Origin of the sequence: Sphingopyxis sp., from assembly GCF_040216815.1 — a bacterium.
Classification (GTDB): Bacteria; Pseudomonadota; Alphaproteobacteria; order Sphingomonadales; family Sphingomonadaceae; genus Sphingopyxis.
In genome coordinates, this window is sequence record NZ_JAVJOJ010000001.1 from 403843 (window position 1) to 421240 (window position 17398).

General features: G+C 65.7%; 15 protein-coding genes. 8 read left to right on the top strand and 7 right to left on the bottom strand.

Annotated elements, in window-relative coordinates; translation table 11 throughout:
* Positions 1–115 precede the first annotated feature (115 nt).
* Together RIA72_RS01990 and RIA72_RS01995 are read left to right on the top strand one after the other, a co-directional pair.
* The gene (locus tag RIA72_RS01990; RefSeq protein ID WP_350030677.1) at positions 116–2470 is read left to right on the top strand and encodes a putative bifunctional diguanylate cyclase/phosphodiesterase; all 2355 of its coding nucleotides are present in this window, start codon (positions 116–118) and stop codon (positions 2468–2470) included.
* 162 nt (positions 2471–2632) lie between these two features.
* A complete protein-coding gene (locus RIA72_RS01995; protein ID WP_350030678.1) occupies positions 2633–3220 on the top strand; it encodes a CHAP domain-containing protein in 588 nt (195 codons plus the stop codon).
* Positions 3221–3361: 141 nt separating this feature from the next.
* Here RIA72_RS01995 and RIA72_RS02000 read toward each other — a convergent pair whose 3' ends face one another.
* Both RIA72_RS02000 and RIA72_RS02005 read right to left on the bottom strand, forming a co-directional pair.
* Positions 3362–3631 (bottom strand): DUF3297 family protein, encoded by a 270-nt coding sequence (locus RIA72_RS02000; protein WP_350030679.1) that lies wholly within the window; start codon positions 3629–3631, stop codon positions 3362–3364.
* A 331-nt stretch (positions 3632–3962) separates the two neighbouring features.
* Positions 3963–4823: a helix-turn-helix domain-containing protein gene (locus RIA72_RS02005; RefSeq protein ID WP_350030680.1), complete on the bottom strand. Its 861-nt coding sequence runs from the start codon at positions 4821–4823 to the stop codon at positions 3963–3965.
* A 155-nt stretch (positions 4824–4978) separates the two neighbouring features.
* Here RIA72_RS02005 and RIA72_RS02010 point away from each other — a divergent pair, with 155 nt between their 5' ends.
* Positions 4979–5752, top strand: a complete 774-nt coding sequence (locus tag RIA72_RS02010) for an SDR family oxidoreductase (protein WP_350030681.1) — start codon at positions 4979–4981, stop codon at positions 5750–5752.
* Between the two features lie 20 nt (positions 5753–5772).
* Here the strand turns inward: RIA72_RS02010 and RIA72_RS02015 are convergent, their stop codons facing one another.
* On the bottom strand, positions 5773–6315 hold the full coding sequence (locus RIA72_RS02015; protein WP_350030682.1) for a pseudouridine synthase: 543 nt from the start codon (positions 6313–6315) through the stop codon (positions 5773–5775).
* 190 nt (positions 6316–6505) lie between these two features.
* Between RIA72_RS02015 and RIA72_RS02020 the strand changes: the two genes are divergently transcribed.
* Positions 6506–7225 (top strand): hypothetical protein, encoded by a 720-nt coding sequence (locus tag RIA72_RS02020; protein ID WP_350030683.1) that lies wholly within the window; start codon positions 6506–6508, stop codon positions 7223–7225.
* Positions 7226–7236: 11 nt separating this feature from the next.
* Here the strand turns inward: RIA72_RS02020 and typA are convergent, their stop codons facing one another.
* The 3 genes from typA to RIA72_RS02035 all read right to left on the bottom strand — a co-directional run bounded on the left by typA (position 7237) and on the right by RIA72_RS02035 (position 11298).
* Complete coding sequence (gene typA, locus RIA72_RS02025; RefSeq protein ID WP_350030684.1) at positions 7237–9069, bottom strand: translational GTPase TypA; 1833 nt, start codon at positions 9067–9069, stop codon at positions 7237–7239.
* 178 nt (positions 9070–9247) lie between these two features.
* Positions 9248–10465: a mechanosensitive ion channel gene (locus tag RIA72_RS02030; protein WP_350030685.1), complete on the bottom strand. Its 1218-nt coding sequence runs from the start codon at positions 10463–10465 to the stop codon at positions 9248–9250.
* 164 nt (positions 10466–10629) lie between these two features.
* The gene (locus RIA72_RS02035) at positions 10630–11298 is read right to left on the bottom strand and encodes a 5'-methylthioadenosine/S-adenosylhomocysteine nucleosidase family protein (RefSeq protein WP_350030686.1); all 669 of its coding nucleotides are present in this window, start codon (positions 11296–11298) and stop codon (positions 10630–10632) included.
* Positions 11299–11361: 63 nt separating this feature from the next.
* Between RIA72_RS02035 and RIA72_RS02040 the strand changes: the two genes are divergently transcribed.
* The 4 genes from RIA72_RS02040 to RIA72_RS02055 all read left to right on the top strand — a co-directional run bounded on the left by RIA72_RS02040 (position 11362) and on the right by RIA72_RS02055 (position 15556).
* Positions 11362–12318, top strand: a complete 957-nt coding sequence (locus RIA72_RS02040; protein WP_350030687.1) for a bile acid:sodium symporter family protein — start codon at positions 11362–11364, stop codon at positions 12316–12318.
* Positions 12319–12394: 76 nt separating this feature from the next.
* Positions 12395–13606, top strand: a complete 1212-nt coding sequence (locus tag RIA72_RS02045) for a toxic anion resistance protein (RefSeq protein ID WP_350030688.1) — start codon at positions 12395–12397, stop codon at positions 13604–13606.
* Positions 13607–13614: 8 nt separating this feature from the next.
* Complete coding sequence (locus tag RIA72_RS02050) at positions 13615–14349, top strand: hypothetical protein (protein WP_350030689.1); 735 nt, start codon at positions 13615–13617, stop codon at positions 14347–14349.
* A 70-nt stretch (positions 14350–14419) separates the two neighbouring features.
* Complete coding sequence (locus RIA72_RS02055) at positions 14420–15556, top strand: NAD(P)/FAD-dependent oxidoreductase (RefSeq protein ID WP_350030690.1); 1137 nt, start codon at positions 14420–14422, stop codon at positions 15554–15556.
* A gap of 76 nt (positions 15557–15632) precedes the next feature.
* On the opposite strand, the gene RIA72_RS02060 is transcribed toward RIA72_RS02055, so the two are convergent.
* Positions 15633–17348, bottom strand: a complete 1716-nt coding sequence (locus RIA72_RS02060) for a sulfatase family protein (protein WP_350030691.1) — start codon at positions 17346–17348, stop codon at positions 15633–15635.
* Positions 17349–17398 lie beyond the last annotated feature (50 nt).

Sequence of the window (17398 nt, forward strand, 5' to 3'; positions counted from 1 at the left end):
GCCCCCACCCCCAAAAACCGCCACGCCTCCACTCTGTCCCCGTCCGACACATAAATTCGCGTCCGAACGGCGCGATGGTTACCTTCGAGTAACCCGCGCGCGCTAGACGGGACGCGTGAGAAGCTTGCCGACCGACCCGATTGCCGCCGACACCATTCCCGCGCGAACCCTGTTGGGGCTGGGGCCGCGGGGTCAGGACACCGGCAACCTCCGCCAGCTCCAGCTCGCTCCGCTCCGCGGCCGCGGCGCGCTGCGCCTTGCCATGGGGGTCGGCATGGCGCTCGTCGCCTTTCTGACGATGCTCCACAATGTTGCGCTGCCGGTCGCTGGCGGCTGGCTCGGGATCGCGATTCTCTTCGGCTTCTGGTCGTATCGCCGTATCCGCAGCCTGCCCCTCGGCGATCCCAAACTGCCCGGACATGCAGAATATGCGATGTGCAACCGCCACGCGCTCTATTCAGCACTGCTCTGGGGCGCACCCTTCTGGCTTCAGGGCTTGGCGCCGACTGTCGATCATGTGCTGTCGATGTGGACGATTGCGGTGCTGATGATGCTCACGCTCGCGATCGTCGCGCACAGCGTTCCGCTCGCCTGCGCATTGTTCATCGTACCGGTATCCTTGTCGGCGGCAGGGGCGCTCGCGCTCGCGGGTGCGCCGCAGCTCGCCGCGATCGCAGTCGTCGCGGGCGCCCTGCTGTCGGCCTTCTGCGTCCGCTTTGCGCAAATCCATATCCGCTCGCGCCGCGCCGAAGAGACGTTGCACGAAAAAAGCGAGACGGTCAGCCTGCTGCTCCGCGAGTTCGAGGAAACCTCGGCCGACTGGTTGTGGCAGACCGACAACAACCGGCGCCTCGTCCATGTGTCGCCGCGCCTCGCCTATGCGCTTGGCAGCACCGCCGAGGGGCTGGAAGGCATCCCGCTGCTTCAGGCGCTGTCGGGCGACGCGTGGGAAACCGGGCTGTTCCCCAAGAGCCTGCACGACATGGCCGAACGGATGAAGCGACGCGAAAGCTTTTCGAATCTGATCGTCCCGGTGTCGATCGACGGACGTGCGCGCTGGTGGGAGCTGTCGGCCTCTCCCCGCCTCGACGAAACGGGCAAGTTTCTGGGTTTTCGCGGAGTGGGCTCCGACGTCACCGAACAGCGCGCGACCGCCGAACAGATCGCCAAAATGGCGCGCTTCGACAATCTGACGGGCCTGCCGAACCGGCTCAGCCTCAACGAAGATCTGGCGCGCGCGCTGACCCATGCGGTCGAGGCCAAGACGCGCTGCGCGCTACTGATGATCGACCTCGACCGGTTCAAGGCGGTCAACGATACGCTGGGGCATCCGGTCGGCGACAAATTGCTGGCTCAGGTCGCGGCGCGGCTGAAAGGGTTGATGGAGCGCGGGATGACGTGCGGCCGCCTCGGCGGCGATGAATTTGCCGTTGTACTCCACAATGTCCCCTCCGCCGACGTCGCCGAGACGCTGGCGCAGCGGATCATCGCGACGATCAGCCGGCCCTATGTGGTCGACAATCACCAGCTTTTCGTCGGCGCCAGCGTCGGCTTTGCGATCGGCCCGACCGACGGCGCGACGGTCGAGACGCTGACGCGCAACGCCGACCTTGCGCTCTACAAATCGAAGGACAAGGGCGGCAACATCGTCGCCGCCTATGTCGCGTCGCTGCACGCACAAGCCGAAGAACGGCGCGTGATGGAACAGGAATTGCGCGGCGCGCTGGAACGCGGCGAGTTCGAGCTTTATTACCAGCCCGTCGTGACCGCCGCCGACGGCACGCTCAACGGTTTCGAGGCGCTGATCCGCTGGCACAACCAGAAGCTCGGAAACGTATCCCCCGGCCGCTTCATCCCGCTCGCCGAGGATGCACGGCTCATTTCGCCGATCGGCGAATGGGTGCTGCGCACCGCGTGCCGCGAGGCGATGAAATGGCCGTCCAACCTCAAGGTCGCGATCAACGTCTCGGCCGACCAGCTCACCGATCCCAGTTTCGCCTCGGTTGTCGTGTCGGCGCTCGCGCAGAGCGGGCTTTCGCCGCAACGGCTGGAGATCGAAGTCACCGAAAGCGTCTTCCTGCGCGACGGCGGCGGCGCAGCACAACTGCTCGATCAGCTGATCGCGCTTGGCATTCGCCTGTCGCTCGACGATTTCGGCACCGGCTATTCGTCGCTCGGCTATTTGCGCAAGACGCAGTTCTCGACGATCAAGGTCGACCGCAGCTTCGTTGTCGGCGCGGCCAAGGGCAGCATCGAATCGATTGCGATCATTCGCGCTGTCGTCGCGCTCGCCGACAGCCTTGGCATGTCGACGACCGCCGAAGGCGCCGAAACCGAGCTGGAGGTCGAAACGCTGCGCAGCTTCGGCTGTTCGAACATCCAGGGCTATTATTACGGGCGCCCGATGCCCGCCGCCGACGTGCTGACCCTGTTCCGCCGTCCGGGCGATGTCGCGACCGTGGCGGCCTGATCGCGACCAGCCGAGCGGCTGAAGCGTTGAAGCGAAGGCGTAAACAAAAGGTTCCCCCGCCTACCGCATCCACGGCGCGGCTCGTCGCTAGGTGGATGGTGGACGCCGCAGGACGTGGCAAAGACGCTCCAACGCTTGAAGACAAGCCGGGGGTCGCAATCCATGTTCCATCGCCGCTTTCTGACCGCCGCCGTTGCGTCGGCAATGACCGTCGCAGGGCTGCTCGCCAGCGTCCCCGCCGCGGCGAAATCCTATCTGCAATGCGTTCCCTTCGCCCGCGCCGAATCGGGCGTCGAAATTCGCGGCAATGCGAAGACTTGGTGGGCGCAGGCCGCGGGCAGCTATGAACGCGGCAACGAACCGCGGCAGGGCGCCGTCATGGCGTTCGCCGGAACGCGCGGCATGCCGATGGGTCATGTCGCGGTGGTCAAGAAAATCGTCAGCGACCGCGAAATCCTGATCGACCATGCCAACTGGTCGCCGATCGGCGGCCGCCGCGGCCAGATCGAGCGCGGCGTCCGCGTCGTCGACGTCAGCGATGCAGGCGACTGGAGCCTGGTCCGCGTCTGGTACGCGCCCATCGGCGACCTCGGCCTGCGCGCCAATCCGGTTCAGGGCTTCATCTATGCCGATGGCGAGCCCGCGGGCGCGGCGAGCCCGAAATCGAATTTCAAAGCCCCGGTCTGGGCACAACAGGACTGGAAACCCGGCAACGGCCTCGAAACCGTTGTCGCCTCGCTCGGTCACTGAGCCTTCCCCCCCACACCCACGGGCTCGACGAGCGACGAAACCATCCGGGGCGGCCCGCCGCTCCGGGTGGTTTCTGTGTTGGGGGCTTGGGCGGATAACCGATCTTTGCCGGGATGACGATCCAGGGCGGGAATGCTCGCCCTAATCGGCGGCGGGCGCGGTGCCTTCGCCGGCAATATCCTCGAACCACGCCTCGACTTCGCCCGACAGCTTGATGGTCATCGGCTGGCCGAACCGGTCCTTCGACTTGCCCGCGGCGACGCGGATCCAGCCTTCGGAGATCGAATATTCCTCGACGTCAGTGCGTTCCTTGCCCTTGAAGCGGATGCCGATACCGCGCTGCAGCACATCCAGATCGAAATGCGGCGAACGGGGGTTGGTCGACATGCGGTCGGGCGGCGTATCGGTCATGGTGTATCTTCCATAAAAAACTGGCGCGGCCCTAGCGGGCCGATGGCGCCTTCGTCAATGCAAAGGCCTAAAAACCGCTGCCCTTTCGGAAAGGCGATGCCCTTGTCTTGCCCGATGTTGCGGCCCGCTCATCGGTGCGTGTTCCAGTCTGCCTTGCGTCAGCACGCCGCGAAGCGCCGGGCAATTACCGCATCGCCAGTGTCGGCTCCACAGGGCTTGCCGGGCCCATCGGCAATCTGCCCGGCCTCGTCACGGACGGCCTGAAGCCCGAGAGTGGCAACCGAAGCCGACCGCGAGGCGTGGAGCGCGGGTTCGGGCGACACCAGCACGGTCAGGCCGCGCGGCGCCAGTTCGACGGCGGAACGCCGAAGCGCCGCGCAAAGGCGGTGGCGAAATGGCTCGGCGTCGCAAAACCCGTCGCGAGCGCGATCTCGGTAATCGAATCGCTTCCCTGCCGCAGCATTCGCGCCGCCGCATCGAGCCGTGCGCGCAGCACATATTGCCAGGGCGTGACGCCGAACGCCTCACGGAACGCCCCGGTGAAGCGGCGTACATCCATCCCGACGAGGCGGGCGAGCGTATCGAGACTATGCCGCGCATCAAGCTCGTCCCTGATCGCCGCGGCCAGCCGCGCGCGCTGCGACGCCGACAGGATGCGGCGCGCACCCTGGCGGCTCCACTGCCCATATCGCGCGCGCAGATGCAGGTGCAGCGCATCGCCGATCGCATGCGCCGCCATATTGGCAAGATCGCTTTCCGGTCCGCGGAGCAACTCGGCGAGGCGGGTCGCCGATCCGAAGAGGAAATCGTCGCGGTGCCGCACACGCGCCGCCATCGGCGCATCGCCGACAAGCGCGGTCGGTACGCGCAGTTCAACGAACGCGGCGCATCCACCCTCGGCCAGCGCGGCATAGCGGCACGCGGCTGGAATGACCCAGATGTCGCCGCGCGACGGCAGCGCCGACCCCGACGGCCCGACCGAAAATTCGCAGTCCATCCGGCGCAGCCGTCCGCCCAGATGCACGACGATCGTGTGATGCGCTTCCTCGAACGTCCAGTCGGCCGGGCGGTCCAGCCTTTCGGTCGCCGCGACGATGCCGATCGGGCCGATCGCGGTTTCGCGGCGCGCAACCAGCGCCCGCGGCCGCAGCGGCCGGATACCGTCCCACACGCCCAGCGCCTGTCCGCTCAATCGCCCTTCCCCACGGTCTCGTCCGACTCATCGGCCGGAATGGGCAAGCTGCGCCGGAATTGGAAAGCGGGCAAGCGGCAAAGCACCTATCGTGAGCCGACAACGCCGCAGCGACCGCCGCGGCGCCCCTCCCCTGTCAACCAAGGAGACCAGCCATGGCAGATCACAACATCAAGGGCAAAGTCGCACTCATCGCGGGTGGCGGCAAAAATCTGGGCGGGCTGATCGCACGCGACCTCGCCGCGCACGGCGCCCGGGCGGTCGCCATCCATTACAACAGCCCCGCCTCGGCCGCCGAGACCGATGAAACGCTCGCCGCGGTCCGCGCCGCAGGGGCCGAGGCGGTGGCCTTTCAGGCCGACCTTACCTCCGCCGCGGCGATGGAAAAGCTGTTCGCCGACGTCATCGCCGCGGTCGGCCGTCCCGATATCGCGATCAACACGGTCGGCAAGGTGCTGAAAAAGCCCTTCACCGAGATCAGCGAGGCCGAATATGACGAAATGACCGCGGTGAACAGCAAGACCGCCTTCTTCTTTCTGAAGGAAGCCGGCAAGCATGTGAACGACAATGGCAAGATCTGCACGCTCGTCACCTCGCTGCTCGGCGCCTACACGCCCTTTTACGCCGCCTATGCCGGGACCAAGGCACCCGTCGAACATTTCACCCGCGCGGCGTCGAAGGAATTTGGGGAGCGCGGCATTTCGGTCACGGCGATCGGTCCCGGCCCGATGGACACGCCCTTTTTCTACCCCGCCGAGGGCGACGACGCGGTCGCCTATCACAAATCGGCGGCAGCGCTGTCGCCCTTCTCGAAAACGGGGCTCACCGATATCGAGGACATCGTGCCGTGGATCCGTATGCTGGTTTCGGACGGCTGGTGGATGACGGGCCAGACGATCCTCGTGAACGGCGGCTACACGACCAAGTGACCCCTCCCGGCGGGCGGCTGTCAGGCCGTCCGCCATTCCCCGAGCGCCAGATCCCCGATCTCCCACCCCCCGATCCGCCAGCGCACCAAACGCAGCGTCGGATGGCCCACCGCTGCCGTCATCCGCCGTACCTGGCGGTTGCGGCCTTCGGTGATGGTGAGTTCGATCCATGCGTCGGCGACGCTCTTGCGGTAGCGCACCGGCGGATCGCGGTCCCAAAGCTTGGGCGCCTCGATGCGGCGGACCGTTGCCGGGCGCGTGGGGCCGTCGTTCAGCGTAACGCCGCGGCTGAGCGCCTCCAGCGCCGCCTCATCGGGCTCGCCCTCAACCTGCGCGAGATAGGTTTTGGGCGTCTTGTGCCTGGGCGAGGAGATGCGCGCCTGCAACGCGCCGTCGTCGGTCAGGATCAGCAGACCTTCGCTGTCGCGGTCCAGCCGCCCGGCGGGATAGACGCCCGGTACGTCGATATAGTCGGACAGCGTCGCGCGCGCGGTGGCGCTGCCACGGTCGGTGAATTGCGACAGCACGCCATAGGGTTTGTTGAACAGGATGAGGCGGGCCAACGCGCACACTCCTTAGGGGATGAACGGGACGCCCCCCGATGCGGAGGACAGACGCACATCGGCGCGGAGCGGCGGACGACTCCCCGCCATCGGCGCACCCCTCTGATGCACCGGGTGTTGGCGCACTTCAAGCCGGGGCTTGCATCGGCCACGTCTTGATTCTGGCACCGAAGCGCGGCAGCGTCGCGCCATGGAGGAAGGTACGCCCGCTAAAACCGGACCGGAATCGAGCTTCGATGAACGCCTTGCGCGGATCGAGGCCCAACTGGACGCGTCTGCTGCAAAGACCGGCAAGTCACCGGTCGAGCGCGCGCTGAAATTCCTGCCGCTGCTGGCCGCAAGCAATTTTCTCGTCGCGGTGCCGGCATTCGTCATCTCGGTCGCGGTCGCCTATTTCACATTCATCCAGGCCGAGGCCACGGAGAAGATGCAGATCGCGGCGGTGTGGCCGCACGTCGCCTATGAAAGCACGAATCGCGGCGATGCGGGGGAGCCGCTGATCCGCCTGTCGCTGACCAACAAGGGGGTCGGGCCCGCCCACATACGCGGCATGGAAATCCGCTATCGCGACAAATCCTATACGCAGTTTCAGGACATTCTGGGCGCGTGCTGCTCCGATCGGCCGCAGGACCTGGCGCTCGGTTACGGCAGCGTGATCGGCGAGGTGATCAGGCCCGGCGAGAATGTGATGTTCGCGCAAATCGACCCTGCAAAGGTGCCTGCAGACGCGTGGCAGCGCTTCGACGCCGAACGTACGAAGATCGGCGTCCGGCTCTGCTATTGTTCGGTATTCGACGATTGCTGGATCGCAGGCGAGACGGGCGATAAGCCCCGGCCGGTCGAGGTGTGTCCTGCAAACTGGGCGCAATTCACCGGATCGCCCCGGCTGGTCGCGCCGACCGGGGACTGATCCGGGAAAGGTTACGCCGCTTCCTTCTTGCGGCTCGCCTTCTTGCGCTCGTGCGGGTCGAGGATCGCCTTCCTTATGCGGATGTTCTTGGGCGTTACCTCGACCATCTCGTCGTCGTCGATATAGGCGATCGCCTGCTCCAGCGTCATGCGCTTGGGCGGAGTCAGGCGGATCGCGTCGTCCTTGCCTGTCGAACGGAAGTTGGTGAGCTGCTTCGACTTCATCGGGTTGACTTCGAGGTCTTCGGGCTTGGCATTCTCGCCGATGATCATGCCCTCGTACAGCGCCTCGCCCGGCGAGACAAAGAGGATGCCGCGCTCTTCGAGCGGGCCGAGCGCGTAGGCAACGGCCTCGCCATTGCCGTTCGAGATGAGGACGCCGTTCTTGCGGCCCTCGATCACGCCCTTGTACGGCCCGTATTTTTCGAACAGGCGGTTCATGATGCCGGTGCCGCGCGTATCCGACAGAAATTCGCCATGATAGCCGATCAGGCCGCGCGACGGGCCCGAGAAGGTGATGCGCGTCTTGCCGCCGCCCGACGGGCGCATGTCGGTGAGGTCGGCCTTGCGCATCTGCATCTTCTCGACGACCGTGCCGCTATGCTCGTCGTCGACGTCGATGACGACGGTTTCATAGGGTTCGGTGCGCTGGCCGCTCTCGTCGGTCTGATAAAGGACGCGCGGGCGGCTGATGCCGAGTTCGAAACCCTCGCGACGCATCGTTTCGATGAGCACGCCGAGCTGAAGCTCGCCGCGGCCCGCGACGTCGAAACTGTCCTTGTCGGCGCTTTCGGTGATGCGGATCGCGACATTGGTTTCGGCTTCGCGGAAAAGGCGGTCGCGGATCATGCGACTCGTCACCTTGCTGCCCTCGCGGCCCGCCATCGGCGAATCGTTGACGGCGAAACGCATCGACAGCGTCGGCGGATCGATCGGCTGCGCGGCGATCGGTTCGCTGACGCTCGTGTCGGCGATGGTGTTCGCGACGGTCGCATTGGTGAGTCCCGCGATCGCGACAATGTCGCCCGCCTTGGCTTCGTCGACGGGCACGCGGTCGAGCCCCCGGAAGGCGAGCAGCTTCGATGCGCGGCCGGTTTCGATCACCTTGCCGTCCATGTCGAGTGCATGGATCGGCTGGTTGACCTTGACCGAACCCGACTGAACGCGACCGGTCAGGATGCGGCCGATGAAATTGTCGCGGTCGAGCAGCGTCGCAAGGAAGGTGAAGGGCGCGTTTTCGTCGAGGCCGGGGGCGGGCACATGGTTCACGATCGTCTGGAACAGCGGCTCCAGCGTGCCTTCGCGCGCTTCGGGGTCGGGCGAGGCATAGCCGCCGCGGCCCGAGGCATAGAGGATCGGAAAGTCGAGTTGCTCGTCATTGGCCTCGAGCGTCAGGAACAGTTCGAACACTTCGTCGAGCACCTCGGCGGCGCGCGCATCGCTGCGGTCGATCTTGTTGACGACGACGATGGGTTTGAGGCCGAGCGCGAGCGCCTTGCCGGTGACGAACTTGGTCTGCGGCATCGGGCCTTCGGCCGCATCGACGAGCAGGATGACGCCGTCGACCATCGACAGAATGCGCTCGACCTCGCCGCCGAAATCGGCGTGGCCCGGCGTGTCGACGATGTTGATCCGCGTCGCATTGTCGCCCTCGCCCCATTCGACGCTGGTGCATTTCGCGAGGATGGTGATCCCGCGTTCTTTTTCGAGGTCGTTCGAATCCATCGCGCGTTCCTCGACGCGCTGATTGTCGCGAAAGGTGCCCGATTGGCGGAAGAGCTGGTCGACAAGGGTGGTCTTGCCATGATCGACGTGTGCGATGATCGCAATATTGCGCAGAGACATGCGGGGTTCGGCCTTTTGGGAGCGGGCGGCGCAACACGCGCCGCAATCGGCCGCGCCCCTAACAGAAGCACCGCTGCGCTGCAACAAAATTGCCGAAGCCGCCCGGCCGGAAAAGAAAGAGCGCGGCCGCCCCAAAGGACCGCCGCGCTCCGGCTTTGATAAGGAGGAGCCGAAACGCCTATTCGGCCGGCGGCGGCGCAGTGCGGCGGGCCGACGGCGGGTCGGCGGGCTTTCCGCGCATATCGTCGAGCACCCGGGCCGCGGCATCGCGGCCACCCAGCCCGAAGGCCAGCGCCGCCGCCGCCGCCGCGCCGATGACGAGCGCACCGAATGCCATTTCGATGATGCTGTCGGCGATCCCCATATATTTGAGCCCCATCGCCGAGAACAGCAGGATCGTCGCATAGCGGATCATGCGCGTGCCCAGGGTGTCGCCTCCCGCACCGCCGATCAGCGACGCGAGGAAATTGGCGACCAGGAAACCGACCGCGATGATCACCCCGCCGAAAAGCACAGCCCCGCCGAGGCGCAGCACTTCGTCGACCACGGCGGTCAGTTCCGGAAAGTCGAGCAGGCGGGTCGCGGCGATCGCGGTCACCAGCAGGACCGTCACCATGACGATCTTGTTCGCCACCGCCGAAACCTTGATAGTCGCGGGTAGCAGACCGATGGCGGCAACCGACTGGTCGGCGCCCAGCCCGGCGACGAGTTCCTGGACCAGCGAGGCGATCCAGCGCGCGATCACGAAGCCGAGGCCGAGGACGATCGAGGCGCCGATGATGTTCGGAACCGCGTCGAGGATGCGCGTCAGCATTGCGACCAGCGGCCCGCTGATCGCCTCGATCTGGAGCGCTTGAAGCGCCCCGATCACGACGGGGATGATGATCAGCACATAGACGATGGTGCCGATCGTGCGGCTGATGCTGCTGTTGCCCGTGACCTGATCGACTCCGCCGCGATTGGCCCAACGGTCGAAATCCACTGTCGACAGCACCGTTTCCACCAGTTCCTTGGCGATCCGGGCAAGCATATGACCGATGAACAGGATCAGCCCCGCGCCGACGATATTGGGAATGAACCCCATCGCCTTGGCAAGCATCGCCTCCATCGGCCCCGTGACCGACCCGAGGTTGAGGACGTTCAGAATGGCAATCAGGCCGAGCAGCCAGATCAGGAGCGACACGATGCGCCCGAGCGACAGGCCGAAGCTTTCCCCCGTCGATGTTTCGCGCCGCAACAGCGGAACAGTTTCGACCAGCTTCGCAAAGCCCCATTTGGCGGCCTTGGCAAGCACCCAGGTCGCGAGCAGGATCAGCAAGGCAATGAATGCCATGCGACCATAAGCGACGAGTCGATCACCCTCGATGATAAAATTGCCGATATGAAGATCGTTCATATGGATGTCCCCACCTTTGTTCGCGATCGGTCCCTGGTGCCTCGTTCCGGATCGTCCTGCGGTTCCGGAAAGTCGCGATGATGGCCGTTTGCTATCACATTTCCCGAAAAAATGCCAATTTGGCGCCAACTTCGCCCCTGTGGCGGGACCGCCGGGCCTTGATCCTAATCGCCCCGAACGACGGGCAGCATGGCGACCAGCCGCTCCACCTCGCGCGCGGCGGCGTGTGCTGCGCGGGCGAGGTTCGCCTGGAAATCACCGCCGCTTTCGCCATTGGCCTCGTCAGTGACGGCTTTCACCGCCGCCCAGGGCTTGCCGAGCCGCGTCGCCGCCTGCGCCACCGCCCCAACCTCCATGTCGACGAGCATGGCGCCAAGCGATTTCAGATCGGCGGCGGCATCGGGACAGGCGACGAAACTGTCGCCGCTGGCGATCCGCACATGGGGCAGGCCAAGTCCCGGATCGGCCATAGCGGAAAAATGCGCCTCGCTCGCCTCGCCCAGCGGCCAGTCGCCTGCGCGGTAGCGGCGAAAAAGGCCGGGCCGGTTTGCGCCATAATCATGCTGAAGCGCCTCGGCGATCCAATAGGCGCCCGGCGCCGCGCCGAGCGATCCGCATGTGCCGCTCATCGCTATGAGGTCGGCGGCGCCCCCGATCATCCCTACACAGAGCGCGGCGTTGACCTTGCCGAGCCCGCAGATGGCGATGGTCAGATCATGGCCATGCGCCGCGATGCGGCGGAGAGAAAAGAGACCGTCCGCCTTTTGCCCCGCTTCGGGAAACAAGGCGTCGCCCTCTTCGGGAAGCGCGGCGAGCATCAATATATGGGCCATCGCGCCTCTCTATCGCCTCCTGCGGGCTTGCCAAGCACGCACGCCGCGGCCATCCCGCTTTCGATGCTGTCCCGCCTCTTCCCCGACCGTTTCGTCCCCATCCTGTTCGCGACGATCCTGCTCGCCAGCCTGCTGCCGGTGCGCGGCGCCGCGGTGCCGGTTGCCGAGGCCGTGTCGACCGCGGCGATCGTCCTGCTGTTTTTCCTCAACGGCGTGCGCCTGCCCCGCGACGAGGTGCTGCACGGCATCCGCAACTGGACGTTGCAGGGCGCGGCATTGCTTTTCTGCTTCGGCGCCATGGCGCTGCTCGGCCTCGGCGTGCAACGCGTCGTCGCGCCATGGCTCCCCACCACGCTGGCGCTCGGTTTTCTCTATCTCGGCATCCTGCCATCGACCGTGCAATCGGCGACCGCCGCCAGTTCGATGGCGGGCGGCAATGTCGCCGCCAGCGTCGTCGCCGCCGCGCTGCTCAATTTAAGCGGTGTCGCGCTGTCGCCGCTGCTCTTCGCGCTGCTCGCGGGCAGCGCGGGCGAGATTCACGGGGCGGCGGTGCTGCGCATCGTGTCGATCCTGCTGATCCCCTTCATTCTGGGGCAGTCCTTGCAGCGCTGGCTGCGCCCGTGGGTACTTGCGCACCGCGGCCTTGCGACGTTCATGGACCGTACGGCGATCGCCATCGCGGTTTATGTCGCCTTTTCGGCGGCGGTGGTGGCGGGCATCTGGACGATGCTCGATACGCGCGAGATCGCGATCGTCCTGGCCGTCACGGCGGCGATGCTCGCACTATCCTTTGGCGGGGCCTGGGCGCTGGGCGGGCTGCTCCGCCTCGCGCGGGCCGACCGCATCACGCTGCTTTTCGCGGGCGCGCAGAAAAGCATCGCGGTCGGTGCGCCGCTGGCGGCGACGCTTTTCCCGCCCGCCATCGCCGGCATGGTGCTCGTTCCGATCCTCGTCTATCATATGGCGCAGCTGATCCTGTCCGCGTGGATCGCTCCGGCGCTCCGCCCGCAAGGGGTGTAGTGCTTGAATAACACAGGTCCGCATGCCATATAGGAAGCGGCCCGCAAATCTCTCTTGGGGCCTGGAAGGAAGACGAATGAGCGAAGCGACCGCGACGGCGACCGGAACCGACGAGCTGAAGCTGACCGCGCCCGATCCGGTGCCGTCGGTGTCCCCCGAAAAAGCCGCTGGCCTGGTGCCGCTGTCGACCGAGCAGAAATCGAAGCTCGGCGAGCGGGTCGACGGCTTTATCGAAGAGCTGGTCGCACAGGACGTCAATTCGCCCGCCTTCGGGCAAAAGGTCGACCAGATCACCAATATGGGCCGCAAGGAAATGCTGGAGGCGGCGAGCCATTCGAACCGCTTTCTCGACCGCCCGATCCGCGCGATGGACCGCGACACCGACATCGGACAGAATTTGATCGAGCTTCGCAACACCGTCGAACGGCTCGACCCGTCAGCGAACGGCAAGCTGCTGTCGAAGCGCGGGTTCCTCGACAAGATATTCGGCGGCAAGGTGAGCAATTATTTCGCCCAGTACCGGAGCGCACAGACGCATATCGGTGGCATCCTGACCGCGCTTGCCAACGGCAAGGACGAGCTCTTGATGGACAATGCGGCGATCGACGTCGAGCGCCGGAAAATGTGGGAATCGATGGGCAAGCTGGAACAGATGATCCACATCGCCCAGACGCTCGACGAAAAACTTGAAGCCAAGGCGAACGAACTCGACGGCATCGACCCCGCCAAGGCGAAGGTGCTGCGCGAAAATGCGCTCTTCTATGCCCGCCAGCGGTCGCAGGACCTGCTGACGCAGATGGCGGTGACGGTGCAGGGCTATCTCGCGCTCGACCTCGTCAAAAAGAATAATGTCGAGCTGGTAAAGGGCGTCGACCGCGCGAGCACGACAACGGTGGGCGCGCTCAAGACCGCGATCACCGTCGCGCAGGCGATGACCAACCAGAAGCTGGTGCTCGAACAGATCACCGCGCTCAACACGACGACCGCCAACATCATCGACGGCACGTCGAAAATGCTGAAGGACAACACCGCGCGCATCCACGAACAGGCGGCGTCGAGCACGATCCCGATGGAAACGCTCCAGCGCGCCTTTCAGAATATCTATGACACGATGGACGCGATCGATACCTTCAAGCTGAAGGCGCTCGACAGCATGAAGACCACGGTGACGACGCTGGAGGGCGAGGTCGCCAAGTCGAAGGGCTATATCGCGCGCGCCGAGGGTGCCGCGCAGGCGCAGGCGAGCGTCGGCGGCGCCGACAGCCCGCTCGCCGCGATCGAGGGCTGAGCCGCGCGATGAGCATGAGCGAAGTCGACAAGATCCGCCTGTCCGCCGAATCGGCGATCGAACGATCGCGCGAGCGGCGGCGGCCGATCGGCACGAAGAGCGTCGCGCTGCGCCGCCAGCATCTTTACAAGAAGCTGGGCCGGATGCTGATCGCGGGCGGCGTGCTGCTGCTTGGCGCGGCGGTCTTCGGCGCACTGATCCAGCCGCTCGGCTTCACGGGGTTGCTTGCGCTGTTTGTCCTGCTGATCGGCGTTGCGGTGCTTTTCGGCAAATGGCCGCCCTTCCCCGAGCCGCGCCAGGCCGATCTGCCCAGGACCGACCTCAAACAGCTCGCGGGACGCACCGAAATCTGGCTGGAAGCGCAGCGCCCCGCGCTTCCCGCCCCCGCGCGCCAGCTGGTCGACGGCATCGGCGTCCAGCTCGACCTGCTCGCGCCGCAGCTCCAGACGCTCGATCCCGCAACGCCGGCCGCCGCCAATATCCGCAAACTGGTGGGTGAGGATCTGCCCGAACTCGTCGCGGGCTATCAGCGCATCCCCGCGGGCCTCCGCAGCGAAGCGCACGCCGGGCGCACGCCCGACGACACGCTGGTCGGCGGGCTCAAGATGCTCGAAAGCGAAATCGGCAATGCCGCCCGCAGCCTTGCCGCGGGCGAACTCGACAAACTCGCGACGCGCGAACGCTATCTCCAGCTGAAATATCAGGGGCTGGAGGACGAGCCCGCATCCGGCGACCGGCCCTGACGGCGGCGCTCGCGAAGGGTCGCCGTACGGCGAAGCCGCGACGCCCGGCGCCGGTCAAAGGGGGCACCCGATGAAGCGCGCAGACATTTTGGTGATCGGCGGCGGCATCGCCGGTGTGTCGGCGGCCGCGCGCTTCGCGCCCCGCGCCCAGACGCTGTTGCTGGAACGCGAAGCGGCGCTTGGCTACCACGCGTCGGGTCGCAGCGCGACTTTCTATCACTTCGGGATCGGCGACACCATTGTCCGCGGTCTCACCGCGGCCAGCCGCTCCTTTTTCACCGACCCGCCGGATGACCCCGACGCGCCGCCCCTGTCGCAGCCCAAATCGGCGATGTTTTTCGCGACCACCGAAACGATGGATCAGCTGAGGGCGCTGGAAACCGAAATGCGGCGCTTTTCCGACGATATATCGGCGATCGGCCCCGCCGACATGCTGGCGATCGTGCCGCCCCTGAAGGTCGGAGAGGAAGGCGCGGTGGAGGGGCTGCTCGATACCGGCGGCCGCAAGCTTGACGCCGACCTTCTCCTCCAGACCAATGCCCGCCTGCTGCGCGCCGCGGGAGGAGAGATATGTTTCAATGCCGGCGTGACGGGCATTGCGCACGACGGGTCGGGCTGGATCGTCGACACTGCAGGCGAAAGCTATGCCGCCCCGGTCGTGGTCAACGCGGCGGGCGCCTGGGCAGACGAACTGGCGGCGATGGCGGGCGTTCGCCCGCTGGGGTTGACCGCGCTCCGCCGGACGATCATCGGCTTCGATCCGCCGCCGGGGCTCGCCATCACCGATTGGCCATTCCTCAAGACCGTCGCCGACGACGGCTTCTATATGCTGCCCGATGCCGGCCGGCTGCTGGCATCGCCGATGGATGTCACGCCGTCGCCCGCGTGCGATGCGCAGCCCGACGATTATGACATGGCACTCGCCGCCTGGCGGGTCGAGCAGGCGACGACGCTGACCGTCGACCGCATTGCGCTCAAATGGGCGGGCCTGCGCAGCTTTGTCGCCGACAAGGTGCCGACCGCGGGCTTTGCGCCCGACGCACCGGGGTTCTTCTGGCTCGCGGGGCAGGGCGGCTACGGTCTTCAGACATCGCCCGCGATGGCGCTGGCAGCGGAAGCGCTGCTGTTCGACCTTCACTGGCCCGACCGGCTCGCCGAACAGGGCGTTCGGCCGCACCACCTGCGCCCCGAACGCCTGTTCGGATGATGCGCCGGGAACACCGGAACCGTTCCGAGGGCTGACGAGGCGCGGAACGGCATCGGCGGCCGCGTCCGGCGATCGGTCATCCGGGGCGGTTGTACATCTCCGTCGGGCCCGGATATTCGCGCCCGTCGTCGAGACCCGCGCCGATTTCGCGGTCCGACAGCGCGTTCACCATCGCATTCAGGCGCATCACGGTCTTGCGATGCCTGGGGTCGTTCGCCAGATTGACGAGTTCGTCGGGATCGGCATGTGTGTCATACAGTTCAAGGTCGTTGCGCGCGTCGAGCGTTTTCCAGTCGCGCGGGGTGTGATGATGCGCCGGCGCAAAATAGCGCGCAAATTTCCAGCGCCCGTCGTGAACGCCGCGATGCAGGCGTCGTTTCGATAGGTCGTAGATCTTGCTGTAGTCGGGGATCGCCTCGCCCGGCGGACGCGGACCGCGCGTTTTGGCCGAAAGGGGTTCCCACATATGCGCGACGGCATAGTTGAAGAAATGACCGCGACGATCGCGCTCGGTCGGCGCCGCGGGCGCGGCGAGAAGCGAAGAAACGTCGACACCGGGCAGCCCCGGAAAATGCGACGCGGCGTCGGCCGCGGACAGGCCCGCAAGGCTCATCAGCGTCGGGGCAATATCGACCGCGCCCATCAACCCCTTTGTCGTCCGGCCCCCGGCGACGTCGGGATGCGCGATGATCATCGGGATATTGGTTTCCTCGCGATACATTGTGCCCGCTTTTTGGCGCATTCCGTGCGCGCCGGCACGTTCGCCATGGTCGCTCGTGTACATGATGATCGTATTGTCGATCTGGCCGCTCTCCTTGAGCGCCCAGAGCAATTGTCCGAGCCGCCGGTCGACGTCGCGCAAGCAGTTATAATAATAATTGTTGAAGCGGTGCCAGCTTTCGAGATCCTCGTGCGGCATCGGGCCGTAGAAAAGATCGTTCAGTCGAACGATCGCCCGATGCGCCTCGGGCTTGGTGCTGAGGTCGTCCTTGAAGAAGCTCTGCGGCAGATCGAACTTGTTGTCGACCTCGTAGATCGGGTCGCCGGGCTCGCGGCGCAGCGGGGCGAGAATATCGGGGTGAATCCGGTGCTTCGCCTGCTCGCCGGTGGCATCATAGAACATGATGTCGTGCGGATTGATGAGGCCGACGACCATGAACCAGGGCTTACCCCCCGCCTTGTCGCGGCGGACGAAGTCGAAAATGCTGCGCGCGGCGTCGCCCGCGACATACATGTCGGCGCGGTAGCCGTCCCAGGTCAGGCCCAGTTCCTCGCCGTCGAAGCCATAGTCGTGGAAGCCGTATTTTTCCATCGCGCGTTCGGTGCTGGGATAGATGCCGCCGGGGACGCGGTTCCAATTGCGCTCCAGGTTCATCCGGCTGAGGTGCCACTTGCCCTTGTAGCTCGTGTAATAGCCCGCCGCCTGCATCATGTGGCCGAGCGTCGGCATATCCTCTGCCGCGACCGGGTGAGGGGCATTGTCGCTGTTGAGGAACAACCCCGTCCGCTGCGTGTGATGCCCCTGAAAGATCGTCGAGCGCGACGGCGTGCACGGCGTCGTATGCACATGATAGTTTTCGACGAGCATACCGCGTTCCATCAACTCGCGGTGATGAGGCAGTTTTTCGAGGAGGCCCTTCGGATAGCTGGCGACGCTCTGTTCCTGATCGGTCACGATCATCAGAATGTTGAGTTTTTTGCCGTTCTTCGCATAGGTCGGCAGCGCAAGGCCCGCCGCTGCAAGTGCGCCCATGCCGCCGACGAAGATGCGTCGATTCACGTCCCAGCCCATGTCTCTCTCCCGGATTCCATCTTTGAAACGGATCCGCGGCACGGCAAGGC

What these genes read in the sequence shown, in the direction of transcription:
- RIA72_RS01995 (WP_350030678.1), top strand. Translation starts at nt 2,633, where the DNA reads ATGTTCCATCGCCGCTTTCTGACCGCCGCCGTTGCGTCGGCAATGACC.
- RIA72_RS02000 (WP_350030679.1), bottom strand. Translation starts at nt 3,631, where the DNA reads ATGACCGATACGCCGCCCGACCGCATGTCGACCAACCCCCGTTCGCCG.
- RIA72_RS02010 (WP_350030681.1), top strand. Translation starts at nt 4,979, where the DNA reads ATGGCAGATCACAACATCAAGGGCAAAGTCGCACTCATCGCGGGTGGC.
- RIA72_RS02020 (WP_350030683.1), top strand. Translation starts at nt 6,506, where the DNA reads ATGGAGGAAGGTACGCCCGCTAAAACCGGACCGGAATCGAGCTTCGAT.
- typA (WP_350030684.1), bottom strand. Translation starts at nt 9,069, where the DNA reads ATGTCTCTGCGCAATATTGCGATCATCGCACACGTCGATCATGGCAAG.
- RIA72_RS02030 (WP_350030685.1), bottom strand. Translation starts at nt 10,465, where the DNA reads ATGAACGATCTTCATATCGGCAATTTTATCATCGAGGGTGATCGACTC.
- RIA72_RS02035 (WP_350030686.1), bottom strand. Translation starts at nt 11,298, where the DNA reads ATGGCCCATATATTGATGCTCGCCGCGCTTCCCGAAGAGGGCGACGCC.
- RIA72_RS02040 (WP_350030687.1), top strand. Translation starts at nt 11,362, where the DNA reads ATGCTGTCCCGCCTCTTCCCCGACCGTTTCGTCCCCATCCTGTTCGCG.
- RIA72_RS02045 (WP_350030688.1), top strand. Translation starts at nt 12,395, where the DNA reads ATGAGCGAAGCGACCGCGACGGCGACCGGAACCGACGAGCTGAAGCTG.
- RIA72_RS02050 (WP_350030689.1), top strand. Translation starts at nt 13,615, where the DNA reads ATGAGCATGAGCGAAGTCGACAAGATCCGCCTGTCCGCCGAATCGGCG.
- RIA72_RS02055 (WP_350030690.1), top strand. Translation starts at nt 14,420, where the DNA reads ATGAAGCGCGCAGACATTTTGGTGATCGGCGGCGGCATCGCCGGTGTG.
- RIA72_RS02060 (WP_350030691.1), bottom strand. Translation starts at nt 17,348, where the DNA reads ATGGGCTGGGACGTGAATCGACGCATCTTCGTCGGCGGCATGGGCGCA.